Source organism: Gemmatimonadaceae bacterium, assembly GCA_020846935.1.
In the GTDB taxonomy this organism is placed as follows: domain Bacteria; phylum Gemmatimonadota; class Gemmatimonadetes; order Gemmatimonadales; family Gemmatimonadaceae; genus RBC101.
The window spans coordinates 452852-479018 of record JADLCY010000001.1 but is presented as its reverse complement, the minus strand read 5'-3'; the positions used below and the strand labels follow the sequence as shown (position 1 = coordinate 479018).

Here is a 26167-nt window from a genome sequence, read left to right as displayed (position 1 = left end):
TTTCAGGACGGACACCGCCGCCGCTGGCGGAATCACGAGTCGACGGTGCGAACGCCGCTCCGTTCGAAGACATGCGGCGTCCGCAGCGGAACGGTCGGAAATCACGCGCACCGGTGGACGTGTGCGAGGGCTCGTACTAAGGTGACAGGCGACTCCACGATCGCGCCCACGACCCGTGCCCCCCATCGCCGAGCTCGATGCTGCCATCCTGCAGGCGGCGGTGACCGTTGGGCTCACCGTCGTGGCGGGCGCGCTCTACCGCCGCTATCGACGCGCCTACCTCGCTTGGTTCACCGTGGCGTTCGCGCTCTACGTGCTGCGCCTCGGCGTGATCGTGGGCGCGGTGCTCACCGGGGGACTGGCGTGGCTCTACTGGCACCAGGTCGCGACGGGGTGGACTGCCATCGCCCTGCTCTGGGGTGCGCTGCACTTTGCGCGGCCGTTCGTGATCCGGCCGGTGTGGGCGGTGGCCCTGCTGTTCCCGGTGGCGTGGTCCTACCTGGCGATCTATCAGCTCGAAAACTTCCTCTGGGCGGCTCTCCCGGCCGTCGGCTTTCTCTCGTTGGTCACCGCATGGAGCGGTGTGATCTTCCTCCGCCACTGGCGCCGCACAGGCCTGGCGCCGGCAGCGTTTCTTGGCGCGTCGCTGCTCCTGTGGGCGGCGCATCACCTGGACTATCCGTTTCTCCGCGCGCAGGGTGCGTGGGTGCCGTGGGGCTACTACCTCGACATTGCCTTCCTGCTGCTCGTCGGGGGTGGTCTGGTCTTTCTGGTCCTCGATGACGTGCGCGGCGGGCTGCACGCGATGATGGCGCTCGTCGAGCCCACGGGTGGATCGGGCCTGCGCACGGTCGGCGACCTCCTGGCGAGCGCGGCGACGCTGCCGGCGGCAACGGGGGCCGCCATCATTTCGGCAAACGGCACGGTGCAGGGCGTCGGCTCCTGCTCCTCATGGGCGCCGGGCGCGCTTCCCTCCGGCGTAGCCGAGCTGGCCCGGGAGGTCGCCGAAGGCGACCGTCCTCGGGTCGATGCGGCCGGTGACGCGACGCCGGCGGGCGGCGCGTATCGCGCGGCGCTCCCCATCCCCCGGCAAGGAGGCGCCCCAGAGGTCCTCGTCGTTGCCGGCGAGGCGCGGCACCCCTTTGCCGCCCTCGATGACGACTTTCTCGTCGCGCTCGGTCGCCAGATCGGCGCGCGTCTCGACGCCGCCGAGTTGACCGATCGCCTCAGCGCGCGCACGGACGAACTGTCGCGGCTTTCGGTCCGCATGATCCAGCAGCACGAAGAGGAGCGCCGCCGGCTCTCGCTCGAGCTGCACGACGAGACCGCACAGGTCTTCAGCGCGGTGAAGCTTCAGCTGGGCGTGCTGCGCGAGCAGTCGACCGGGTCGATTGCCCAGGGCATCGGCTCGGCCCTCGGGCTCGTCGACCAGGGGATGCGCTCGATTCGGAACGTCACCGAGGTGTTGCGGCCTGCCGTGCTCGATGACCTCGGGCTCGTGGCCGCGCTGCGCTCCCTGGCGCTGGAGTTCGAGGAGTCCACGGGTATCGAGGTCCGGTTGCGCGCCGACGACGATCCGGGCGAGCTGGCGCCCGACGCCGAGCTTGCCGTGTTCCGTGCCATGCAGGAGGGACTCTCCAATGTGGTGCGCCACAGCGGCGCGCGCGTGGTCGACGCCGCACTCGTCAGGCGGGGACGTCACGTCGAGCTCACCGTCGCCGACGACGGTACCGGCGCGCAGCGGGTGCCCAACATCGACCAGTCGCAGCGTGAAGGTCACCTTGGACTGGCCGGCATGCGCGAGCGGCTTGCCGCGGTCGGCGGTGTGCTGGCCGTGGGGCCCGCACGGAGCGGGGGGCTCGAGCTTCGCGTGACCGTGCCGGCGGGGGAGACCTCCGTGACATGACGATCCGCCTCGTCATCGTCGACGACCACACGATCGTGCGCGAAGGGATCCGCCAGGCGGTGGTCGCGTCGACGGATATCGCGGTGATCGGCGAAGCCTCGGACGGTACGAGCGCGCTGGCACTCGTCGACACGTTGCGGCCGGACGTCGTGCTGCTCGACATCACGATGCCGGGCATGTCGGGCCTCGACGTGGTGCGCACGCTGCGCGAGCGTGGCGATGCCACGCGCGTACTCATGCTGAGCGTACACGACGACGCGGGGTACGTGCTCGCCAGCCTCCGCAACGGTGCACAGGGCTACGTGCGCAAGGACACCACCCCGGCCGACCTGCGGGCCGCGATCATCGCCGTCCACGCTGGGGATGGATACTTCAGCCCGGCAATCGCGCAGCGCCTGGCCACCTCCGTACGCGAAGGCCAGGGCGCGGCGGCCCGGCCACCCCTTGCCGCGTCGATCGACGCGCTCACCAACCGCGAGCGCGAGGTCCTTGGACTGCTCGGCCGAGGACTTCTGAACAAAGAGGTCGCGGCCTCGCTTGGCATCAGCGTGCGTACGGTGGAGGCCCACCGGGAGTCGATCATGCGCAAGCTGGACGTCCGCAGCGTGGCAGGGCTCACGCGCGTGGCGATTGCCGCCGGGCTCACCGGGGACTGACGAGCGCGACGGCTGCCGCTGGGTCCGTAGTCTTCCGTACGTAGTATCCCGCATGGGGCCTCGCGGGCGTGGCGAAGACCTTGTCTGGCGTCCCCTCGCCCAACGCCATGTCTCGCTTCTCTTCCGTCCTGCTCGCCGTTGCCGCCGCGCTCGCTCCTGCTGCCTGTGGCACTGACGATGCCATTGCGCCGATCGTCCCCACCACCGCGTCGATCACGGTCGATGCTTCGCAGGGCTACGCCTATGTCAAGCTGGGTGAGGCGCCGCAGCAGGTCACAGTGAGCGACGCCGCGGCGAGTTCCGCGTGGGACCTGGGCTTCTTTGGGTCCACGGTGACCACGAACGGTGGCACGGCGGGGCCGGGTGGCGTGACGGTGCATTGCCTCTGCACCAACGAGCAGGCGACGACGGCGCAGGTGCAGGGCTTCACCGCGGGCAACCAACTGGCGGGTTTCGAGGCGGTGACCGCGGCGCAGGTACCGGCCGAGGCGCAATTCAAGGGAGATTCGCTCGCGCCGGCGATCAGTGGCTGGTTCAACGGACAGGGAGCGGCGGCGACGGCGAACGCCACACGGTCGTGGATAGTGCGTCGCGGCTCGACGGCGATCACGCTGGGCAAGCTGCGCGTGACGGGCCTGTCGAATGCGAGCGTACAGAACGCCGGAGTCGTGGCCTTCGAATTCGCCGTGCAACCGTCGGCCGGAGCGCCGTTTGGCGCGGTGGTACAGGCCACGGTCGACGTGCGAACGGGTCCGGTCTACTACGACCTGACCAATCGTACGACCACGACGGTCACCGGCACGTGGGACCTGCGCTTCGCCGGGTTCGAGATCCGCAGCAACGGCGGCGTGAGCGGGACTGGCACGGTGATGGCCGTGCCGGATAACACGACGCCGTTTGCCGCGATCGATGCGGTCTATGCCGCCACCGCTCCCGCCGTCGCCTACAAGCGCGATGCCAACGCCGGCGTGTTTGTCGCCAAGCCCTGGTACCGCTACAACATCACGGGCACAGACAACCAGATCTGGCCGCTGTTCAACGTATACCTCGTGAAACGCGGCACCGAGGTCTACAAGGTCCAGCTCACGTCGTACTACGGTCCCAGCGGCGCGTCGCGCCAGGTGACCATGCGTTCGGCGCGACTTCGTTAGGCGACGTCGATGCGCCCATGGATTCGCTGGGGGCTCGCGGGGTTCACCCTGATCGCCCCCGCGCTCGTTGCCGCTCAGGCCTCCGGGCGCGTCAGCGGCCGCGTCGTGGATGGTGCCACGGGTCGTCCGCTGGCCGGCGCCGAGGTCCTGGAGCTGGGCACCACGCGGGCGACGCGCGCCGACTCGGCGGGCGCGTGGACGATGGAGATATCAAACGATGGCGCCGCGCGCCTCCGCGTGCGCCATCCCGGTCACGCGTACCGCGATCTCACGCTCGCCGCCGGTGACTCGATCCAGGTGGCGCTGGCGCCGGTGGCTCGTTCGCTCGACGCGATCATCGTCACCGCCTCGCGGCGCGAGCAGCGGCTTGCCGAGAGCGCGGTCGAGACGGCGCTGATCGACCGGACCGCGCTGCGACGGTCCGGAGCGGCCGACCTTGGTGCGGTGCTGGCCGAGCAGTCGGGCCTGAACGTCGATGGCGGGATCCCGGCCGGTGCCGGGGTGCAGATGCGGGGCTTCGACTCGCGTCGCGTGCTGATTCTGCTCGATGGCCAGCCGCTGGTCGGTCGCGTCGCAGGGAACTTCGATCTTTCGCGGCTTCCGGTGTCGCTCGTGGAGCGGGTCGAGGTGGTGAAGGGACCGCAGTCCACGCTGTACGGGAGCGATGCGCTGGGCGGTGTGGTGAACATCATCACGCGACGCGCCGAGGCCGTGGGCTGGTCGGCGGGGCTCTCGTCAGGCGCGGGGACCCAGGGACGACTGGAGGGTGCCGGCGACCTGCGCTGGCGCCGCGGCGACGTCGGGCTGTCGGTCGACGGTGGGGCTCGCACGATCGATCTCGTGCCCGGCCTCACCGGGGAGAACGGCACATACGCGAGGCGCGTGAATGGGATGACCTCGCTCGTATGGGACGTCACGTCCTCCACCCGACTGACCGGGAGCATGCTCGGCATAGGTGAGTCGCAGCGGTACCGCACAGGCCAGCTCTATCGGTTCGCCGACAATCAGCAGTGGGCCGGCCGCGTGATGGGGGAGCGGACCATGGCACGTGGACGCCTCTCGGCGACGCTGCACGGTGCGTCGTTCACGCACCTGTCGCGGGCCAGCACGACCGGTGCGCCGGTGAGCCGTGACGGCGAGGACGATCGACAGGAACTGTGGCAGGGCGAGGTCCTGTGGAATGCGGCGCTCGAAGGGGTGGCCGTGGATGCGGGGGTCCAGGCGCGCCACGAACGCATCACGGCCGACCGGGTGCTGGATCGACGGCGCGACGTGTCGAGCGCGGAGCCGTTTGCGCAGGCGACGTGGTCGCGTGGAGCCTTCACGCTCGTGCCGGGAGCGCGCCTGACGCTGAGTGACCAGTGGGGCCGATTCGTCGCGCCGCGCCTGGCGATGATGTGGCGTCCGCGGTCCGAGGTCGCCGTGCGACTCTCGGGCGGCCGCGGCTTTCGCGCTCCCGACTTCAAGGAGTTGTACCTCGACTTCGTCAACACGGCGGCGGGATACGCGGTCACCGGCAACCCCGACCTGCGCCCCGAGCGTTCGGCGTCGGCGTCGTTAGGCGCCGAATGGACCGGCCGCCGCCTCTGGGCCAGGGCCACCGGGTGGGCGACCACCTACCGCGACTTCATCGAGACGAGCGAGCCCGACGCGGCCGGCACGTTTGTCTATCGCAACCTCGATCGCGGCAGCATGCAGGGCATCGAGTTCGAGGCCGGGGTGGCGTCAGGTGCCTGGCAGCTCGACGGCGGCGTCGACGTGCTTCGCTCGCGTGATCGTGCCACGGGAACGCCACTGCTCGGGCGTTCGCGCTTCGTCGCGCGGAGCACACTCGGCGGGCCCGTGCTTGGTCGCCTCCGCGGCGGCGCCTCGCTCGTCTACACCGGCCGCACGCCGATCGAGCGTGAGGCGTCGGGTGCGGTGGTGGAGCGTGGTGGCTGGGCACGGGTCGACGCGCGCCTCACGCAGCCGTTACCGACCGGCCTCACCTGGTCGGTTGGTGTCACCAACCTGCTGGACCGCTCCATGGGCACCGCGTGGCCCGGCTTCACAGGCCGGCAGTTCGTGACGGGGCTGGAGTGGCGGCGCGAGTAATGGCCTGAGGCCCGCGCGCGGGCGGACGCGCAGACGTCGATCGCGGGCGTGACGTCATTCTCCGCCTGAGGCCCGCGCGCGGGTGGGCGAGCACGGGAGCGCGAGGAGTCTCGCTGCCTCGCGCCCTTCCCAGGGATGTGGATCTCCTTTCCATTCCTGAGGGTCCGGACCACGACCTGAGCCCTCGACCTCGCGTTCACATGCGCCAGAGCCTTCGCGTCGCCGCCCTTGTCACCGCGTGCCTGGCCTGGAGCGAACCCGCGAGGGCGCAGGGCCCCTCGCCCACGATCGCCTGGTTCGACCTGGGACGATCGCCACTCGAGCTGCGGGGCGACGCGCGACCCAACACGTACCTCGCGACGGTGGGTCGGCGCAGCATCGCGATGGGCACCGAAGACGGGCGCCTCGAGCTGTGGTCGTGGCCGATCAAGTGGTTCCACGACTTCCAGCTCGACTTCAAGGTTCCCAGGTACACGGACCCCATTCGTGGACGCGACGTGGCGCGTTCCGTCGTGGTGCGACCAGAAGGGGTGACGATCGAATACGCCTACGAAACATTCACCGTCAGGCAAGTCGTGTTTGCCGCGCTGGACCTGCCCGCGGTGATCATGCTGCTCGAGGTGGACGCCATCCGCCCGATGGAGATTCTCGCCTCGTTCAGGCCCGACATCCATTTCGCCTGGCCGGCATCGCTGGGCGGCCAGTACGTGGCCTGGAACGCGCCGGCCCGGGCCTTCGTGTTCAGCGAGAGTCGGCGGCAGATCAATGCCTTCCTCGGCTCGCCCGGCGTCACGCGTGCTTCGGATGTCCCCGCGCACATGCTCGCCGCGGCGGCGCCGCAGTTTGCGATCGGCGTGGGGAATGAACGCGAACGCTACACGGAGCCGCGGCTGGGCGAGCCTCCGGGCGGCAACGTCAACATCCATCAGGCGTTCATCCCGATCGTGCTTGCGGGTGGCGAGATGCCCCGTGACTCGGCGCGCGCACTGTATGAGCGCCTCCTGCGCCCGGGCGCGGCGCAGGCGGAGTGGGCGAAGCGCGTGGAGCACTACCGCGCGCTGTCAGCGAATACGCTGCGGGTGCAGACGCCGAACGCCGCGCTTGATCGCGCTTTCGAGTGGGCCAAGGTCAACCTCGACGAGTCGATGGTCTGCAATCCGGACCTTGGCTGCGGTCTCGTTGCGGGGTACGGCCTCTCCGGTGCGGCGAGCGATCGTCCCGGCTTTGGCTGGTTCTTTGGTGGCGACGCGTCCATCAACGCCTTCGCGATGACCGCCACCGCGCAGCGCGACCTGGTGCGCGAGGGCGTGTTCAGGTTCTTTGCGAAGTATCAGCGCGCCGATGGCAAGATCACGCACGAGATCTCGCAGGGCGCGGCAAAGATCGACTGGTTCGGCGCCTACCCGTACGCGTACTATCATGGCGACACGACGCCGTTCTGGGTGCTGGCGCTCGGGGAGTACTGGAAGCAGACGGCGGACACGGCGCTGGTCCGCTCGCTGTGGCCCAACATCAGGAAAGCCTACCAGTGGTCGCGGAGCGCCGACTCGGACGGAGACGGACTGATGGAGAACCCGATCGCCGGCGCGGGGGCGCTGGAGGTCGGCGACCTGCAGCAGGGCATCGTGTCCGATGTGTACCTGAGCGGTGTGTGGGTCGCGGCGCTGGAGCGGTTTGCGCGCATGGCCGAGGTGATGTCGGAGCCGGCGCTGGCGCGCGAGGCGCGCGACACCAGGCGTCGCGCTCTGGTGACGCTCGAACAGAAGCTGTGGATGCCGTCACAGGGGCAGTACGCGTTCGCCATCCTCGAAGGTGGCAAGGTCAACGAGAACCTCACGTCGTGGCCCGCGACGGCGATGGCGTTCGATGTGTTTGACGCCGAGCGGGGCGCCGAGATGGCCGCTCGTCTCGCCAGCGCCGAGATCATGACGGACTGGGGCGCACGCCCGCTGTCAGCCCGTAGCCCGTTGTTCGACCCGCTGCACTACAACAACGGGGCGGTGTGGCCCTTCGTGACCGGATGGGTGGCCCTGGCGCAGTATCGCTACCACAACGCACATGCGGGCCAATTTGCGCTCGAGGCTATCGCGCGCACGGGGTTCGATGAGGCGCTCGGCCGAAATCCGGAAGTGATCAGCGGGCGTGTCTACAAGCCGCTGGATACCGCCGTGCCGCATCAGTTCTTTGCGACGTCGATGGTGATCACGCCGTTGGTGCGTGGGCTGCTGGGCATCGAGGTCGACGCGCCGGCCGGCCGCCTCACCCTGGCGCCGCACCTGCCCGCCGAATGGGATTCGGTGCGCGTCGATCAGCTGGCGATCGGAGCCGACCGTGTGTCGTTCACGATCCGGCGCAACGGTCGTGCGCTGGTGGCCGAGGTGTGGCGCACGGCGGGCGACGCGGGGCGCGCGCTCGAGGTGACGTTCCAGCCGGCGCTCCCGTTAGGCGCGAGCGACGTGACGACGATGGCGCCGGGAGCGCCGGTGGTGGCCCGGCTTCCCGGCGCGGTGATCGCGTCCTCCACGGCCAGACTGCGTGAGCGGCTGCGACTGGGCGCCTCATGGAGCAGGGGATGGGAGGTGTCGACCGAGCCCGCGGCGCCACGCATTGGCGATCGTTCGGCGGCGCTGCGTGTGGTGCGCGAGCGCTTTGCCGAGGGCCGGTACACCGTGACGCTGCAGGGTCGGGCGGGTCAGTCGTATGCGCTGCGCGTGCGCGGGCCTTCGCCCGGGGTCACTGCCAGGATCGACGGCCGCGGTGAGGTCGCGTCCACCGGAGGAATCGGTGAGTGGACCGCGCTCGACGTGCGACTTCCGGCAGAGGGTGCCGACGATGACGACTTTGTGACCGTGACCGTGGTCATGGAGGAACGTCGTCAGCCGTAGTGTCAGGGCGCCTCAGGGGTCGCGGTGTCGGATCACACGGATCGAGGCTCAACGCCCGCCTCGACGCGGTTCCACGTCCATGCGAGCCATGGCTCGCCAGCCACCCTTCACGTTGTCGCGGCGCACCCCCGGCGACCGTCACCGAGACCGGAGAGACCAGCATATGAGACGCACCACGTGGCTCTGCGCCGCCGTCCTTGTCGCTGCCGCTGCCTGCTCGACCGAACCCACGAGTCCGCCGCCGACCCGGCAGGACAGTGAGGGGATCGACCTGGTGCAGGATCTCGGAACGTCGACCGCGGCGGTGACCGATCGCGGTGGCATCGGCGGATCGGAGCTGCCGGACAGCCTCAAGCTCACCGCGGACCAGAAGGCACAGATTGCCGCGCTGCACGAAGCCTACAAGGCCGCAACCAAAGCGGACGTGCAGCTGCTGATGCAGATCGAGGCCGAGGCCAGGGCGGCCCGCGAGGCCGGCAAGTCGCGCGAGGAAGTGCGAAAGATCCTGGCGCGGGCCGCGGAGCCGCTGGCACGCGTGCGCGCCGCCTTCGTGAAGTTGCAGGCCGACATCTGGGCGGTGTACACGCCCGCGCAGCGCGCCTGGATCGCCTCGCGCCGACCGACCGTCTGCCGGGACAGCGTGAGGCTGACCGAGGCACAGGTGAAGGCCATCCGCGAACTCAAGGTCGCGTTCGAGGCGTCGATCAAGGAGCACATCGCGACGATCAAGGCGGTGCACGAAGAAGCCCGTGCCGCGCGTGCGGCGGGGAAGAGCGCCGAAGAAATCCGACGGATCCTGGCGCGAGCCGAACCGGCGATGCAGGCGATCCGCGCCGCCGAGCTTCGACTCAAGCAGGCGATCAACGACATCCTCACCCCCGAGCAACGGAACAATCCCTGCACGCTGCGCGGCCTCAACGGCTGAGCGCGCAGTCACCGACTGGCGGCGTCTCTGGGGGGAGCGCCGTCCGGATGCCCTCGGGAGCTTCGGCTTCCGGGGGCAGCTTCTTTTCACCGCCGATCATCGCGCCTGGGCACTCGTGTGTCGCCGCCGGCCCGACCCTGGCACGCGGTCCTGTCCTCCGCCGTTCCAGGGCTGCGCTGCCGGGGCGTGTCGTCGTCTGCGAGCGGGCGCCATCCACGCCGGCAACGCGCTGGTAGTTGCCCCAGCGGAGTTCCCCGAGTTTTCAGGCCGGCGCGACGCACGCACCGTACAGTCACGGACCACTGTCACGCGCTCCCACCGCCGACTCTCCATGCAGGGACCATCCCTGCGCGCCGCAGCCGAGCGCCTCAACCCCGCGACGGACCGTCCGATCCACTGCACCACGGGGCCAGGAGGGTCCAATGACTCGCGCCATGCTTCTCGCCTGTGCCGTACTGACGGCCTGCACCACGTCTTCAGTCACCACGTCCGGCACATTGACAACACCGCGTCCCAGGTCGGGCGCCACCTCGACGTTCGTCCCGATCGACGAGATCCAGCGCTTTCCCGACGCGAGCTCGCTGTTCGACGTGCTGCAGCGCACGCGTCCCGCCATGGTGCGCGCGCGCCTGGGGAGCCACGTATTGCGCGGCATTCAGCCGGAGATCGACGTCTTCATCAACGGCCAGTACGCCGGGGCCACGGACGTGCTGCGCACCCTCCAACCGCGCTATGTCTCGAGTGTCCGCATGGTGCAGCGCGTGCAGGCCTACACCGAATACGGCGCGTGGCTCCGCGGCGAACACGTCCTGTTCGTGACACTGGTTCGGTAGGGTTTCTCGGCGGGAGGTTGGGCGCCAGCGTCTGTGTGGCGCCGGAAGCAATCGTCACCGTTAGTGCGGCCCGTCATGCCTTCATGCCCTCCACGGCGGATGTTTCGCATGCACGCCCCGAGAGGCGTTGAAGCGGGGTCGCGCAGAAGAGGGGCACGGGCGGAGTCCGCGCCGTGCCCCTCTCACTCCCTCCGAGTGTCCGACTGTGCGTGTCCTCTCGCCCGGCGCTTCCGTGCCTAACGCCGGATCCGCGCCGCGTTGACGGCGTTCGTCAGGTCCCCGTCGCTCAGGCAGTTGCGCACCGCTTCAGCGATCTCGATGGCGACGTTCTGCTGGGCTTCGGCGGTCGACGCTCCCAGGTGCGGCGTCATCACGACGTTGGGCAATGCGCGGAGCGGGCTGTCCTTCGGCAAGGGCTCGGCCTCATACACGTCGAGGGCAGCACCGCCGAGGTGACCGGACGTGAGGGCGGCGAGGAGGGCCTTCTCGTCCACCACGCCGCCGCGGGCGACGTTGAGGAGGAGGCCGCCGGCCTTCATCATCGCGAACTGCGCCGGGCCGATCAGGCCGGCGGTCACGTCGGTCAGCGGGACGTGAACAGAAATGACATCGGCGGACTTGAGCACGACGTCCAGCGTGCCGAGTTGCACGTCGAGTTCGCGGGCGCGCTCCTGCCCGAGCCACGGATCGTACACGACTACCTGCATGCCGAAGGCGCGGGCGCGCTTGGCCACCTGTCCACCGATCCGTCCGGCGCCAACGAGGCCCAGCGTCTTGCCGTAGAGCTCGAATCCGTTGAACGACTTGCGGTCCCACTCGCCGGCCTTCATCGAGCGATCGGCGGCCGGCACCTTGCGCGCGAGCGCGAGCAGGAGGGCCATCGTCAGTTCGGCGGCCGAGATGGTGTTGCCTGCCGGCGCAGTGAGCACCGGGATGTTGCGCTCGGAGGCTGCGTCGACGTCGATCGTGTCCACGCCGACGCCCGCACGACCGATGGCCTTGAGGCGCTCGGCTTTCGAGAGCGAGGCGCGCGTGATCTTCGTGGCGCTGCGCACGAGCACCGCGTCGGCGTCCGCGATGGCCGAGGCGAGGTCGTCGCCGGCGAGTCCCGGGCGAACGACGAGGGCGAAGCGCGGATCGGAAGCAAGCGGTGCCAGGCCGTCGATGGCGATGCTGTCCGCCACGAGGACCGTCCAGGTGGCCGTCATGCGGTCATGACCTCCTGCAACGCGCCGAGCAGCGTCTCGAGTTCTTCCATCGTGTGGTCGCCCATGTGTCCCACGCGCACCATGTCATCCTTGAGTTTGCCGTAGCCGGTGGCGATGACGAAGCCTTTCGCCTTCATCGCGCTCGCCACGCCTGATCCCGTCTTGCCGGCGGGCACGGTGATGCATGTAACGCCCGGGGCACGGTAGCCGGCCGGTGCGTACAGCCGAATGCCGATGCGCGCGCCGAGCGCCTCGGCCCACGCCCATGTGCGCTCGGCCATCGCGGCGTGGCGCGCCCAGCGTGCTTCCATGCCCTCTGCTTCGAGGTGCGCGAGCTGGACGTCGGCGGCATAGAGCAGCGAAACCGCCGGCGTGTTGGGTGACTGGTTCTTGCGATGGTATTCGTCGAACTCGAGCAGGTCGAAGTAGAGTCCGCGGCGCCGGCTCTCCTTTGCTCGCGCCAGCACGCGATCGTTGGCCGCGCAGAACGCGAGGCCAGCGGGGAGCGCGAGCGCCTTTTGTGAGCCGGTGAGCACGTAGTCGAGGCCCCACGCGTCGGACTCGACCGGTGCGGCCGCCATCGACGACACCGTGTCGACGACGAGCACCACGTCGCCCGCGTCGTGCACGACCTTCGCGATGTCCGCAATCGGGTTGAGCACGCCCGTCGACGTCTCGGAGTGCACGACCGTGACGACGTCGTAGCCGCCTTTCCGGAGCGCGTCGGCGACCATTTCGGGCGCGTGGTACTGGCCGTAGGGTACCTCGAGTTTGTCCGCCGCGATGCCGGAGTTGACGGCGGCCTTGTGAAAGCGTTCCGAGAACGAGCCGTTCACGAGGCAGAGCACGCGTTCGCGCACCGCGTTGCGCACGCCGGCCTCCATGAGACCGGTCGCCGACGACGTGGACGTGTACACGGGCCGCGTGGTGCGAAAGACCTGCTGCAGACGCGGCGCCAGGCGGGCCATCAGATCCTCGATGCCTTTCCCGCGATGCGCGATCATCTGCTGGGTCATCGCATGGAGGACCTCGTGTCGCACTTCCGTGGGCCCCGGCAGGAAGAACCGGCCAAAGGGTGGCGCCTTGACGTTCGATGCAGCGTCTGTTGGAGCGAGTGTGGAAGACATCGGGCGAATGGGCAGAGTGGGCGAATGGCAACGAGAGTCGTGGCCGCGGCCGGCCTTCAAGCTGCGTTCGGGACCGGAGGAGGCAAGGTACAGGGACGGGTTCACATGTCAGTCGGGCGGTCGTGTCTACCGCCCGTTGCTGCACCAGTCCGTCTTTTCACTACAGCATCAGTTGGTATCTGTCACTCGCCAGTCGATGCGAGCCTCGGTCTCGTGTCTGAGGCCCAAGGGACAGGGGTCGTCAGGCCGGACGTGGATCGTCCGGCCCAGCACCGCGAGTGCGGCTTCCTCATGCTCCACCCGGCAGTCGAAGCGAATCCGGGCTCGTGTTGGATGCAGTGAACAGGGTTGTCGGGTCAGAAGTGGATCGCGCGTCCCAGCACCGCGAGCGCCGCTTCCTTGGTCGCCTCGGAGAGCGTGGGGTGCGAGTGCACGGTCACGCCGATGTCCTCGGAGGAGCCGCGATATTCGAAGGCAAGCACGACCTCCGGGATCAGCTCGGACACGTTAGGCCCGATCATGTGGCACCCGAGCAGTTCGTCGGTCGTCGCGTCGGCGATGAACTTCACGAAGCCCGACGTTTCGCCCATGGTGCGGGCGCGCCCGTTGGCACTGAACGGGAACTTGCCCGTGCGATAAGCACGTCCCGAGGCTTTCACTTCAGCCTCGGTCAGTCCCACCGTGGCGATCTCGGGCCAGGTGTACACGATCGACGGCATCGAGCGGTAGTGCATGTGCACCGGCTTGCCGGCAATCACCTCGGCGGCAATCACGCCCTCCTCCTCGGCCTTGTGCGCGAGCAGCTTGCCACCGACCACGTCGCCGATGGCAAAAACGTTCGGGACGTTCGTCCGCATCTGGTCGTCGACGATGACCTCGCCGCGCTTGCCCGTCGCGAGTCCCAACGCCTGTGCATCGATGCCCTGGAGCGCCGGGCGGCGTCCAACGGAGACGAGCACGTAGTCCGCGTCGAGCGTTTCGGTCGTTCCGTCCTTCTCGACCAGCACGTCGACCCCATCTGCCCGACGCGTCGCGCCGGTCACCTTGGTGCCCGTTCGCAGCTCGAGTCCCTGCCGGCGCAGGATGCGGTCCGCCTCCTTGATGACTTCATCGTCGTTGCCGGGGAGGATCGTGGGCATGAGTTCGACGACCGTCACTCTTGCACCGAGCCGTCGCCACACGGATCCGAGTTCGAGCCCGATGACACCGCCCCCGATCACCACGAGGTGTCTGGGCACCGCGGGGATCGACAGCGCACCGACGTTGGACAGGACGCGCTGCTCGTCGAACCGCAGGAACGGCAGCTCGATCGGCACCGATCCCGTGGCGAGGATCACGTGGCGTGCCTGATACGTGGCGACCGAGCCGTCGGGGCCACTGACCTCGACGATGTTGCCGGTCTTGAGGGTGCCGCGGCCCCTGGCCCAGGTGACCTTGTTCTTCTTGAACAGGAACTCCACGCCGCGCGTGTTGGCGCCGACGACCTCGTCCTTGCGCTTCATCATCGCGCCGAGGTCGAACCGCAGCGCATCGAAGGTCAGGCCGTGTTCGTGCGCGTGCAGGCGCGCGAACTCGTAGTGCTCCGAGGACTGCAGGAGCGCTTTCGACGGAATGCAGCCGACGTTGACGCACGTGCCACCGAGGGTCTTGTCCATCTCCACGCAGACCGTGGAGAGTCCGAGCTGCGCGGCGCGGATGGCGGCGACGTAGCCACCGGGGCCACCGCCGATGACGACGACATCGGCGGAGAGTGGGGAGTCAGGCATGAGAGGGCGGGTGCGTGGCGGCGCGCGGGAGCGAACCGCGCTGGGGGGGCTGCCGGAACATAAAAAGCGGGTGCGGCCGCGCGAAGCGACCGCACCCGCCCCCCACACCGCGATGCTCCGCGGTGCCCCATTGTCAGGGACCGATCACCCGGCCCCACGCGTGTCTGACACCAGAAGCGACCGAAGGGTTCACGCGGCCCGATGCGTCGAGCCGGAGCGAGAGGCGGAGAACGTCCCTTCGCGCAACGTATCTCGGCAGCCGTGCAGTCGTGTGTAGAACGTGCCTTCGATACGGTCTCCGGTCCGATGGCCCTCGAGCACGGTGACCACGTCGCCGGACTCACGCGGATCGAAGTACGGCCCGATCATGGCGACGAACGATGTGTTCGACGCTTCGAGGAGCCTGACGCCGGTCGGTGCGACGTCGCGCGTCACGAAGAAGAGGAAGCGCCCCGCAACGGCCGCGTCGCTCGTCGTGTCGCGGATGAGCGTCATGCTTTCGCGGTGTCCTGCCTGATCCACCATGTTCCCGCGCCAGGTGCCGGCGAGCGCGGCAAGCGCCGAAGGCCGGCGGGCGTCGGAGCGGGAGGGCGGGAGCGGCGTGAATGCGAATCGGGGACTCATTGCGTTGACCTCGGGACTCTCGCACTACGCAGAGGGAGCGCTGCCGGATTCACCCGGCTCGGCCGTTGTGCGCGTCGGCATGGTTGACGCTCTCTTGGAAACCGGCCAACCTCGAAGGGTTTCCTGCGCGAAGAACGTGTGGTCGCCGACGCACGTCAGTACCGAAAAAAAGCGGAGCGCGCCGACTCGGTCAGCGCGCCCCGCCGTCTGCCTGGCGAAGGATCACCCGATCGCGAGCAACGCCGGATCCTCCATCAGCTCCTTGATCCTCACAAGGAACAGCACGGCCTGCTGGCCATCGATGATGCGGTGGTCGTAGGAGAGCGCGATGTACATCATCGGTCGGACGACGATGGCGCCGTTCACCACCATTGGACGCTCCTGCACCTTGTGCAGTCCGAGGATGCCGACCTGGGGGTAGTTGATGATCGGCGTCGACACGAGCGAACCGAACACCCCGCCGTTGGTGATGGTGAACGTGCCGCCCGTGAGGTCGTCCATCGTGAGCTTGCCGTCGCGTGCCTTCTTCGCCACGGCGCCGATGCTCTTTGCGATGTCGATCATGCCCAGGCGATCCGCGTCCTTGAGGTTGGGGACCACCAGCCCCGCATCGGACGCCACCGCGATGCCCATGTTCACGTAGTGGTGATACAGGATCGCATCGCCGTCGATCTTTGCGTTCACCACCGGGTACTGCCTGAGCGCAAGGCAGGCCGCGCGCACGAAGAACGGCATCATCGACAGCTTGATGCCCTGCTCCTTTTCCAGCTTTGGATTGATGCGGCCGCGCAGCGCCTCCACGGCCGTCATGTCCACTTCATTGAACGTCGTGAGGTGCGCCGTCTGGTGTTGCGACTCGAGCAGGTGTTCGGCGATGCGCTTGCGACGCGTCGTCATCTTCTCGCGCGTTTCGCGCGCGCCGTTGCTCGCTGGCGGCGCAACTGCAGCAACCACCGGCGCGGGGGCGGCGGGGAGCGCAGGGGCCGCGGGAGCGGCAGGCGCCGCCGCCGCGACGCGCGTCGCAGCAACCTTGCCACCTTGCTCGATCACGTCGGGCTTGCTGACGACTCCGCCTCGACCGGTCCCCGCGATTCCCGCGAGGTCAACACCACCCTCGGCCGCCACGCGAACCGCGGCCGGAGACGCGCGCACTTCTGGCGCAGTCGCCACCGGGGCGCTTGGCGCGGCGGGCGGTGCGCTCGGTGCTGCAACGATCGGGGGGGGCGCCGAGGGTGCCGCAGCTGCGCTTGCGGTGGTCCGCTCGACGCTGGCGGCGGCGCCCGTTTCATCGAGTTCGCCGAGCACCTCGCCAACCGTCACCACGTCGCCCTCGGCCTTGCTGCGACGCGCGAGCACACCCGCTTTCAGCGCCGGAACTTCGACCGTTACCTTGTCCGTTTCGAGTTCGACCAGGGTCTCCCCGGCGGCGACGGCGTCCCCTTCCTTCTTCGTCCAGCGGGAGATGGTGGCTTCGACGATCGACTCGCCAAGCGGGGGGACAGTGATCGAGAGCATTCGGCGGATCCGGACCCGGAAGATGGGGTGCAACTCCCGTCCAGATCGGCAGTTGCATGGCATCGCAATATAACCGCACGGCATGGGCATGCGAGCACTCACGCTCTCGGCGCACGGTGGCGTCGAGCAACTCGAATATCGAGAGGATCTTGCGACTCCCACGATCGCGTCGCCGACCGACGCGCTCGTGCGAATTCATGCGGCCGCGCTGAACCGCCTGGACCTGTGGGTGCTCGGCGGACTGCCCAACGTCTCCATCACCCCGCCCTGGATCGTGGGGTCGGACGCGGCGGGCGTCGTGGAGGCCGTGGGCAGCGCGGTTACCGGCGTCAGGCCGGGAGCTCGCGTCCTGATCAACCCCGGCATCAACTGCGGCACGTGCGAGTACTGCCGGGACGGCGACGACCCCCTGTGCTTGACCTACCGGATCCTGGGAGAACACGTCCCCGGGACCATGGCCGAGCGTGTCGTCGTGCCCGCGGCCAACCTTCGGCCCGTGCCCGACGGTGTTTCGTTCGTCCAGGCGGCGGCGTTTCCACTCGCGACGCTCACCGCGTGGCGCATGGTGGTCACGCGCGCCAACGTGCAGGCGGGTGAAGATGTGCTGATCTGGGGCATTGGGGGCGGCGTGGCGCAGCAGGCGTTGCAGATCTGTCGATTCCTCGGAGCGCGGACGTGGGTCACGTCCGGGAGCGCGGAGAAACTGGAGCGCGCTCGCGTCCTGGGTGCCGACGTGTACCTCGATCACTCGACGATGGACGTGGGGCGCGAGGTGCGGCAGCGCACGGGAAAGCGCGGCGTCAACGTCGTGGTGGACAGCGTGGGGGAGCGTACCTGGAAGCAGTCGTTAGGTGCCCTGGGCAAGCGCGGACGGCTGGTGACATGCGGCGGCACGTCCGGGCCCAACGTGGAGACCGATATCCGGCGTCTGTTCTGGAACCAATGGACCATCATGGGATCGACCATGGGGACGCAACGAGAGTTTTCGACCATCACCGATCACCTGCACGCCGGCCGATTCATGCCAGTGGTGGACAGCACGTTCCCTCTCGCACGCGGCCGCGAGGCGTATGAGCGCCTCGCCAGCGGCCAGCAGTTCGGGAAGGTTGTGGTGGAGATCGGGTAGCGTGAGCGTCGAGCGGGCGCAGTACACCGCCGAGGAGGAACGGGCGATCCGGGAGGCCTTTGCGGCCACGGGTCAGGCGACATGTCCGCGTTGTGAGTCACGGATGACTCTGCGCGAGATTGGCGGCGGGTCGTTTGGCCTCGGCTACGCCCGCCGGCGCGAGTGGCTCCTGTGTTCGGGCTGCCGGCGGAGCGCCATCTTCGACGCGAGGCGTGGCACGCGGAACTAGCGTTCTGGCGTGCGGTCGGGGCGCTGCGCGGGGCGCGCGAGTTCCGGGGTGGACCCTGGAGCCACCGACGGCGGACCATCCCCGTCCCGATCAATCAGCCTAGATTTCCCGGACACCCGTCCACCTCGCCGTGCCCTTCATACAGCGTCTCCAGGATAGCTTCGCGCAGCTCGCCGACATCGTCCCCGCGCTGCTGGGTGCACTCATCATCCTCTTTGCCGGCTACCTGCTGGCCAAGCTGGTCGAAAAGGGTGTCGAGCGTCTCCTCCGCAAGCTTCGTCTCAACAACCTGCTGGAGCGCGGCGGCGTGATGGAGGCCGTGGAGCGCACCGGATCGCACTTCAATCCCACGCGGGTGGTGGGCAAGCTGCTCTTCTGGTTCGTGATGTTTGCGGTGATCATGCTGGCGGCGAATGCGTTGGGCATGGAGTCGCTGGCCGAGGTGTTTGCCGAGCTGGTCGGGTACATCCCGAGCCTGATGTCGGCGATCGTGATCCTGATCGTGGGCATCGTGTTGGGGCGATTCACGGGCGGACTCATCATGGCGTCGGCGGGCGCGGTGCAGGGCGGGCCGACGCTGGCGCGCGTGGGGCGCTGGGGAGTGGTGGTGCTCGCGGTGTTCATGGCGCTGCAGGAGCTGGGCATCGCCACCGACATCGTCACCACGGCGTTCGCGATCCTGTTCGGTGCGATCGCGTTGGCCATGGCGCTGGCCTTCGGGCTCGGCAATCGCGAGCTGGCCGGTGAGGTGACGCGGGAGTGGTACGCGCGCTATCGTGCCGAGCGCGACGCGATCGAACGTGAGACGGCGGAGCGCGAGCAGGAAGAGGAGGCCGAGCTGGCCGCCCAGGAGGTTGCCGACGACGCCGAGGCGCAGGCGCGAGTGATGCAGCGGCACGCCTGACGCGACGTATCGGCAGGTGCAGGAACCCACGAATCCCCGTTACCAGTGACGCACATGGCCACCATTGCCCCGGTCGAGATTTCGCTCGAAGAACTCTGGATGCCGTTCACCGCGAATCGGGCATTCAAGAAGGCGCCACGGCTGCTCGCCAAGGCGCACGGCATGTACTACACCGACGTTGACGGCAACGAGATCCTGGATGGCACGGCCGGGTTGTGGTGCGTGAACGCCGGCCACTGCCGCGAGCCGATCGTCTCGGCCATCCAGAAGGCGGCGGCGACACTGGATTACGCGCCCGGGTTCAACCTGGGGCACCCGCTCCAGTTTCAGCTGGCGACGCGACTGGGGCAGATGCTGCCGGGCGACCTGGACCACGTGTTCTTCGGCAATTCGGGTTCGGAGGCCGTGGACACCGCGCTCAAGATCGCGATTGCCTACCACGCCTCGCGCGGGGAGACGAAGCGCACGCGGCTCGTCGGGCGCATCCGCGGCTACCACGGTGTGGGATTCGGCGGCATCTCGGTGGGCGGTCTCGAGAACAACCGCAAGGTGTTCGCGTCGCACCTCGTGCCCAACACCGACGCGCACCTTCCCGCGACGCACGGGGTGCCTGGCAACACGTTCGCCAAGGGGCAGCCGCAGCACGGCGCGCACCTGGCCGACGCGCTGGAGGAGCTCTGCGCCGTACACGGCGGTGACACGATCGCTGCCGTCATCGTGGAGCCGGTGGCCGGGTCGGCGGGCGTGCTCGTGCCGCCGGTCGGCTATCTCGAGCGGCTGCGCGCGATCTGCGATGCGCACGGCATCCTGCTCATCTTCGATGAAGTGATCACCGGCTTCGGACGGTTGGGGTCGGCTTTTGGGACGACGCACTTTGGCGTGTCACCCGACCTGATGACCGTGGCCAAGGGGCTGACAAACGGCGCGGTGCCGATGGGTGCCGTGTTCGTGCGCCATGGCATCTACGAGAGCGTGGTGAACGCGAGCGAAGGCGGCATCGAGTTCTTCCATGGCTACACGTATTCCGGCCACCCGTTGGCCTGTGCCGCTGGGCTGGCGACGCTGGACCTCTATCGTGACGAGGGGCTCTTTGAGCGCGCATCGGAGTTGGCGCCCTACTGGCAGGACGCGGTGCATTCGCTCAAGGGCGAGCCGCACGTGGCGGACATCCGGAATCTGGGCCTCGTGGCCGGCATCGAGCTGGAACCGCGTCCTGGCAAGCCCGGCGCTCGCGCGATGGAGGCTCACGTCGACTGCTTTCGGAACGGGCTGCTGATCCGCGTGACGGGCGACATCATTGCCTTATCGCCGCCGCTGATCATCGAGCGACCGCAGGTGGACCGGATGGTGGACGGCATCAGGGCAGCGCTTCGTCGGATTCCCTGATCGCCGTCGAGCGGTGGGTGAAGCGCCGCCGCGCATGAGATTCTCGCGGGTGGCGCGCCAGGATCTTCAGCAACTCACGGGTCGGCTCCTTACGGAGCCGGCCCTTTTTTCTGGCCGACCTTGCACGTCGTGGGACGGGCGACAGTTTGACGCGTCACCCAAGCCCTCCTCGAATCATGCGCGCCACCGCACTCGTCCTGGCCCTCCTCAGCGCCTCAGCGCTCCAGGCACAGAAGTCCCGCGAGAACGACCTCAAGCTGCCGATCGGCGGCACCCCAGGCCCGCTCGACGCCATCACCGACATTGCCGGCATCGAAGTGGGGCACACGACGATCATCCGCGGCAGCGGTAAGCTCGTGGTTGGCCAGGGCCCGGTGCGCACCGGGGTCACCGTGATTCATCCGCGAGGCCGCGGCAGCAGCGACCCCGTCTTTGGCGCGTGGTTCACGCTGAACGGCAACGGCGAGATGACGGGCACAACGTGGTTGCAGGAGGGGGGCCTGCTCGAAGGGCCGATCGCGATCACGAACACGCACTCGGTCGGCGTGGTGCGCGACGCGATCCTGCAATGGCAGGTGGGCCGGCCGGGCATGCAGCCCTGGGGGCTGCCGGTGGTGGCGGAGACCTATGACGGTGGGCTCAACGACATCAACGGCTTCCACGTCACCGCCGAACACGTGAAATCAGCACTGGACGGAGCGCGCGGGGGTCGCGTGCTGGAGGGCGCGGTGGGCGGTGGGACCGGAATGTCGTGTCACGGTTTCAAGGGCGGCATCGGCACGGCCTCACGCGTCCTGTCCCGACAGCAGGGCGGCTACACGGTCGGCGTGCTCGTGCAGTGCAACTACGGCAGCCGCCGCGATCTGCGGATTGCGGGCGTGCCGGTGGGTGAAGAGATCACGGACCTGACATCGTGCTTCGCCACGACGGACATCCCCGTCGGCGATCCTCGATATGCGCGCCGCTGCGATCAGCAGGGCGCGCGCAACGACGACGAGCCGGAACTGGGCTCGATCATCGTGGTGGTCGCGACGGACGCACCGCTGCTCCCGCACCAGTTGCAGCGCCTGGTGAAGCGCGTCGCCGTGGGGCTGGGGCGCGAAGGCGGTTTTGGCGGCAACGGCTCGGGCGACATCTTCGTGGCGTTCTCCACGGCGAACCCGGCGACGGGCACGGCGCGGGACTCGGCCAACGTGAAGATGCTCTCGAACGGGATGATCAGCCCGCTGTTCAACGCGACGGCGTGGGCCACCGAGGCCGCAATCACCAACGCGATGCTGGCGGCCGAGACCATGACCGGCGCCAACGACCTGCGGTTGTTCGCGCTGCCGCATGACCGCCTGATGGCCGCCATGCGCAAGTACGGGCGAATGCAATAGCGCGGAGCTGCCAACGACAGAAAGCATGACGCGTTGAGCGGGCGGCCTGGAAACGGGGGTGAGGACGGCATGGCGTCGCACGAAGGGGAACGGAGTGAACACGGGTCCGATGGCGACCTCGGGATGCGCGCTGATGTCACCCGGCGCGACTTTCTCAATGGGCTCGCCATCGGCATTGGCGCGCTGGGGAGCCTCACGCCGGCTGATCTGTGGCGCGCGGGCGTGTTTCAGGGCGACGCCGACTACCCGCCGGCAAAGATGGGGCTGCGGGGGAGTCACGACGGCGCGTTCGAAGTGGCGCATCGCGTGCGCGACGGTGCCAGGCCTGCCGCGTTCGGGCGGGCGACGCCCGTCGACGGACGCTATGACCTGGTGGTGGTCGGTGCCGGGATCTCGGGTCTGAGCGCGGCCCACTTCTACCGGGCGCAGGCGGGCACATCGGCGCGCATCCTCATCCTCGACAACCACGACGACTTTGGCGGGCACGCGCGCCGCAACGAGTTCACGGTCGACGGCACTCAGCTCATCGGCTACGGCGGCACGCAGTCCATCGACACGCCCGGCAAATACTCCACGGTTGCGCGCGACCTGCTCACGTCGCTGGCCATCGACACGCAAGCGTTCTATCGGCATTTCGACCGGAAGTACTTCACCAGGCTCGGGCTGACGCCGGGAACCTTCTTCGACAAGGAGACGTTCGGGCGCGACGTGCTGGTGCCAAAGCCCGAGTCGATGACCTGGCGCGCGTTCTTCGCCAGGGCGCCCATGACGCCGGTCGTGCGCCGCGATCTCGTGCGTCTCCACACGGAACGGCGGGACTACCTCCGGGGAAAGACCAACGCAGAAAAGCTGGCGCTGCTCGCACGGACGAGCTATCGAGCCTGGCTGACCGACCACGTGAAGCTGGATGCAGGCGCGTTGCCGTATCTGCAGTCGATGACGCACGACTACTTCGGCGTCGGGATCGACGCCGTGCCGGCGGGAGACTGCCGGGGACTGGGGTTTCCCGGCTTCAACGGGTTGGGCCTTGGCCACGAGCCGGGGCCAGGGCAGGGCCTGACGTCGCGCCTCGATCACGACGAGCCGTACATCTTCCACTTTCCCGACGGGAACGCGAGTATCGCGCGCCTGCTGGTACGTCGGCTCATCCCCGGGGTGCTCGACGGCACCACCATGACCGACATCGTGACGGCGCGTGCGCGATACGGCAACCTCGATCTGCCCCGTAACGCGACGCGGCTCCGGCTGTCGTCAACGGTCATAGGCGTCAGGCACCTGCGGCCCAACGGCACGGGCGACGTGGAGGTCACCTACGTTGCGGACGGCAGGGCATACACCGTGGTCGCCGCCCGGTGCGTGCTCGCGTGCTGGCATGGCGTCATTCCGCACATCTGTCCGGAGCTGCCGATCGACCAGAAGAAGGCGCTCGCCTATGGCGTGAAGGTGCCGCTGGTCTACACGAATGTTGCCGTGCGCAACTGGACCTCGCTCGCAAGGCAGCGCGTGCACGAGATCCGGTCACCGGCGATGTACTGGACGCGTACCGAGGTCGACTTTCCGGTGAGCATGGGGAGCTATCGCTTCGCGAAGGGGCCTCAGGATCCGGTGGTACTCTTCATGATGCGCACGCCGTGCAAACCCGGAGTTTCCGCGCGCGACCAGCAACGCCTCGGACGCAACGAACTGCTTGGGACGCCGTACGCGACGCTCGAGCGGGAGGTGCGTTCTCAGCTCGCGCGCATGCTCGGGCCCGGCGGGTTCGATCCGGCGCGCGACATCGCGGGGATCACCGTGAACCGGTGGTCGCACGGCTACGCGTACGAGTACAACTCGCTGTATGATCCGGTGTGGCCACCGGGTCAGGCGCCGAACGAGATCGCGCGCCGGCGGCACGGGAACATCGCGATCGCCAACTCGGATGCCGCCGCCTATGCCTATACCAATGCCGCGATCGACCAGGCCCACCGGGCCGTGGGCGAGCTGTGGAAGGGTCAGTGACGCAGCACGCGGTGTGCTTGTTCCCCGGCGCGACGAGGGTGCGACACGGAGAGCCCGCGTGACCGCGCGAACACTGCGTAGCGCGGCCGTCCCGGAGCCTGCGTGAGCGCGCGGACCGTGCGTAGCACGATCTCAGGGAGCCCCGCGTGAGCGTACGGACGCTGCGTTCCGTGATCTCCGGGGAGCCCGCGTGAGCGCGCGAACGATGCATGCCGGGCTCCTCGCCCTGCTGGCGTGTTCGCATTCGTCGACGGTGACCGTGCAGGGGACGCCGTCGCCGTCACCTGCGGCGCCGGTCGCTTCAGCGCCCACCATTGGTGCTGCTACGGCGCCCCCCCCGGGGCCCGTCAATCGGAGTGAGGCACCGCCGCAGGTGACAGGCAGGGTCGCCGAGCTGCCGCGCACACGGCCGTTTGTGCCGGCGGGGCTCGACGCCAGGCCATGCACGGTGCAGGTCGGAGAGCGCCTGCAGGCCGCGCTCAACGCCGCGAAGGGTGGCGACGTGTTGTGCCTCGCGCGCGGCGCGCGCTACGCGGGCAGCTTTACGGTGCCAGCCCGGCGCGATACGGGAGTGATCGTGCTGCGCACCCATCCCTCCGTCACGCTGCCAACGGGGCGCATGCGACCGTCCGTGGCCAGCGGACTGGCGCGCCTCGCCTCGGGGGCTGCGACCAGCACGCTCAAGTTCCTTCCGCGCGCATCGCAGTGGCACATCCTCGGCGTGGAGTTGACAAGCGATTCACTGCTCGAGCGAGGGCCGGTGGCGATCGTCGAAGTTGGCTCGCTCGTCGAACGCGAGCGCGCCGACCTTCCGACCAACATCTCCTTTGATCGGGTGTATGTGCACGGGTGGCAGCATCAACATGTGCGGCGCGCGTTTTCGGCCAACGGCGGCGCGTTCACCCTCACGCGCAGCTGGTGCGAGGAGATCCATGCGACCGGGTTCGACAGCCAGTGCGTGATCTCGTGGGGTGGGTCGGGGCCGATGCTCATCGAGGACAACTATCTCGCTGCGGCGAGCGAGAACCTGATGTTCGGTGGCGGCGATCCGCGCATCCCCGGCCTCGTGCCGTCGGACATCACGATGAGGCGTAATCACGTGACCAAGCCGATTGCCTGGAAAGGCCAGCGGTGGAACGTGAAGAACCTGATCGAGACCAAGTCGTCGGCGCGGGTACTGGTGGAGGAGAACGTGATCGAAGGGGTCTGGACGGAAGGTCAGACGGGGTACGCGTTCGTGCTCAAGTCGACCACGCAGGGCGGCACCTGCCCACCGTGTTCGTCGAGCGACTGGACCATTCGACGCAACCTCGTGCGTCACGTCGGCGCAGGCTTCTCCTTTGCCGGGCGTGCGGATCAACGACCGGGCAGCACTACGGACTCCACGGTCCGACGCTTCGAAGTGACGGAGAACTGGATCGAGCCGATCGCCGTGCCGCCCTACGAGGGCGACGGCCGCCCGGTGATATTCGTTGCCGAGAACCAGGACATCGTGTTCTCACGCAACGTGTTCGAACCGTCCGCGCAGGTGCGAGATGCCGTGCTGTTCGACATCAGCGGGCGCATCAAGGTCGCGGCTCGCAACCTGACCATGACCAACAACGTGTTGCCGCGCGGGCGCTACGGGCTGGGCGCCAGCGGCGTTGGCGAGGGCGCGCGCGCGTGGCAGGCCGGTGCGAGTGGGCGATCCACCTGGAGCCGCAACGCGTTCATCGGCAACACCACGATCGCCTACCCCGCCGGAACCACGTTTCACACATCCATGGCGCAGGCGCTGGGTGCAGCGGGGGTCAGCCGCGCACCGATCGACGATGGCGTGCGCGGCGTGGTCGTTGACCGATGAGCGACGCACCCGTCGACGCCTTGCGTCTGGCTGGCCTGCTCCAGTTCCTGCGTGATGCCGAGCGCCTGAAGGTCACCCTGCGCTCGGCGTGGACCTCCGCGGGCCGCGCAGAGAGTGTGGCCGAGCACACATGGCGACTGTGCCTGATGGCGCTGGTGCTGGCGCCGGAGTTTCCTGGCGTCGACATCGCCAGGGTGCTCAGGATCTGCATCGTGCATGACCTGGGCGAGGCGATCGGTGGTGACATCCCCGCACCCGAGCAGGCGCGTCGCCTGGCAGCGGGCGAGTCCGAGGGCAAGGCAGCCGCGGAGCGCCGCGACCTGGCCGCGCTCATCGAGCCGCTGCCTGACGAGACGCGCGCCGAGGTGCTTGCCCTGTGGGATGAATACGAAGCTGCGGCGAGTCCGGAGGCACGCCTCGCGAAGGCGCTCGACAAGCTGGAGACGATCCTGCAGCACACCCAGGGGCGAAACCCGCCCGACTTCGACTACCGCTTCAACCTTCGTTACGCGCGCCAGCACACCGAGTCGCCGGCGCTGATCGCCGAGTTCCGCCGGCAGCTCGACGAAGAAACGGAGCGGTTGGCACGCACGCGACCTGATTGATCGCCGT

At 68.5% G+C, this 26167-nt stretch carries 20 protein-coding genes; 15 read left to right on the top strand and 5 right to left on the bottom strand.

The window, feature by feature from the left end; all coding sequences use genetic code 11:
- Positions 1–175 precede the first annotated feature (175 nt).
- From IT361_02015 to IT361_01985, 7 genes are all read left to right on the top strand, one after another.
- Positions 176–1906, top strand: coding sequence for a hypothetical protein (locus IT361_02015; protein ID MCC6316438.1), 1731 nt, complete (start codon positions 176–178; stop codon positions 1904–1906).
- A complete protein-coding gene (locus IT361_02010) occupies positions 1903–2562 on the top strand; it encodes a response regulator transcription factor (protein MCC6316437.1) in 660 nt (219 codons plus the stop codon). The genes IT361_02015 and IT361_02010 overlap by 4 nt, the downstream gene beginning before the upstream one ends.
- A 107-nt stretch (positions 2563–2669) precedes the next feature.
- Positions 2670–3713, top strand: a complete 1044-nt coding sequence (locus tag IT361_02005) for a hypothetical protein (protein ID MCC6316436.1) — start codon at positions 2670–2672, stop codon at positions 3711–3713.
- 9 nt (positions 3714–3722) lie between these two features.
- The gene (locus IT361_02000) at positions 3723–5807 is read left to right on the top strand and encodes a TonB-dependent receptor (GenBank protein MCC6316435.1); all 2085 of its coding nucleotides are present in this window, start codon (positions 3723–3725) and stop codon (positions 5805–5807) included.
- A gap of 200 nt (positions 5808–6007) precedes the next feature.
- Positions 6008–8692 (top strand): hypothetical protein, encoded by a 2685-nt coding sequence (locus IT361_01995; protein ID MCC6316434.1) that lies wholly within the window; start codon positions 6008–6010, stop codon positions 8690–8692.
- A 163-nt stretch (positions 8693–8855) separates the two neighbouring features.
- On the top strand, positions 8856–9617 hold the full coding sequence (locus IT361_01990; protein ID MCC6316433.1) for a Spy/CpxP family protein refolding chaperone: 762 nt from the start codon (positions 8856–8858) through the stop codon (positions 9615–9617).
- Positions 9618–10039: 422 nt separating this feature from the next.
- Positions 10040–10450 carry a hypothetical protein gene (locus tag IT361_01985; GenBank protein MCC6316432.1) on the top strand — a complete coding sequence of 137 codons (411 nt, stop codon included), beginning with the start codon at positions 10040–10042 and terminating at the stop codon, positions 10448–10450.
- Between the two features lie 236 nt (positions 10451–10686).
- Here the strand turns inward: IT361_01985 and IT361_01980 are convergent, their stop codons facing one another.
- From IT361_01980 to odhB, 5 genes are all read right to left on the bottom strand, one after another.
- Complete coding sequence (locus IT361_01980; protein MCC6316431.1) at positions 10687–11658, bottom strand: hypothetical protein; 972 nt, start codon at positions 11656–11658, stop codon at positions 10687–10689.
- The gene (locus IT361_01975) at positions 11655–12785 is read right to left on the bottom strand and encodes an alanine--glyoxylate aminotransferase family protein (protein ID MCC6316430.1); all 1131 of its coding nucleotides are present in this window, start codon (positions 12783–12785) and stop codon (positions 11655–11657) included. The genes IT361_01980 and IT361_01975 overlap by 4 nt, the downstream gene beginning before the upstream one ends.
- A gap of 356 nt (positions 12786–13141) precedes the next feature.
- Positions 13142–14551: a dihydrolipoyl dehydrogenase gene (lpdA, locus tag IT361_01970; GenBank protein MCC6316429.1), complete on the bottom strand. Its 1410-nt coding sequence runs from the start codon at positions 14549–14551 to the stop codon at positions 13142–13144.
- Positions 14552–14740: 189 nt separating this feature from the next.
- Positions 14741–15175 carry a hypothetical protein gene (locus IT361_01965; protein MCC6316428.1) on the bottom strand — a complete coding sequence of 145 codons (435 nt, stop codon included), beginning with the start codon at positions 15173–15175 and terminating at the stop codon, positions 14741–14743.
- 222 nt (positions 15176–15397) lie between these two features.
- Positions 15398–16690, bottom strand: a complete 1293-nt coding sequence (gene odhB, locus IT361_01960) for a 2-oxoglutarate dehydrogenase complex dihydrolipoyllysine-residue succinyltransferase (GenBank protein MCC6316427.1) — start codon at positions 16688–16690, stop codon at positions 15398–15400.
- A gap of 88 nt (positions 16691–16778) precedes the next feature.
- Between odhB and IT361_01955 the strand changes: the two genes are divergently transcribed.
- The 8 genes from IT361_01955 to IT361_01920 all read left to right on the top strand — a co-directional run bounded on the left by IT361_01955 (position 16779) and on the right by IT361_01920 (position 26160).
- A complete protein-coding gene (locus IT361_01955) occupies positions 16779–17816 on the top strand; it encodes a zinc-binding dehydrogenase (protein ID MCC6316426.1) in 1038 nt (345 codons plus the stop codon).
- Between the two features lies 1 nt (position 17817).
- Positions 17818–18045, top strand: coding sequence for a hypothetical protein (locus tag IT361_01950; GenBank protein MCC6316425.1), 228 nt, complete (start codon positions 17818–17820; stop codon positions 18043–18045).
- A gap of 130 nt (positions 18046–18175) precedes the next feature.
- Complete coding sequence (locus IT361_01945; GenBank protein MCC6316424.1) at positions 18176–18949, top strand: mechanosensitive ion channel; 774 nt, start codon at positions 18176–18178, stop codon at positions 18947–18949.
- Positions 18950–19003: 54 nt separating this feature from the next.
- The gene (locus IT361_01940; GenBank protein ID MCC6316423.1) at positions 19004–20335 is read left to right on the top strand and encodes an aspartate aminotransferase family protein; all 1332 of its coding nucleotides are present in this window, start codon (positions 19004–19006) and stop codon (positions 20333–20335) included.
- A gap of 176 nt (positions 20336–20511) precedes the next feature.
- Positions 20512–21714, top strand: coding sequence for a P1 family peptidase (locus IT361_01935; protein ID MCC6316422.1), 1203 nt, complete (start codon positions 20512–20514; stop codon positions 21712–21714).
- 69 nt (positions 21715–21783) lie between these two features.
- Positions 21784–23712, top strand: coding sequence for an NAD(P)/FAD-dependent oxidoreductase (locus IT361_01930; protein ID MCC6316421.1), 1929 nt, complete (start codon positions 21784–21786; stop codon positions 23710–23712).
- A gap of 190 nt (positions 23713–23902) precedes the next feature.
- The gene (locus IT361_01925; GenBank protein ID MCC6316420.1) at positions 23903–25555 is read left to right on the top strand and encodes a hypothetical protein; all 1653 of its coding nucleotides are present in this window, start codon (positions 23903–23905) and stop codon (positions 25553–25555) included.
- Positions 25552–26160, top strand: a complete 609-nt coding sequence (locus IT361_01920; protein ID MCC6316419.1) for an HD domain-containing protein — start codon at positions 25552–25554, stop codon at positions 26158–26160. Before IT361_01925 ends, IT361_01920 begins: the two co-directional genes overlap by 4 nt.
- The last annotated feature ends 7 nt before the right edge of the window (positions 26161–26167 follow it).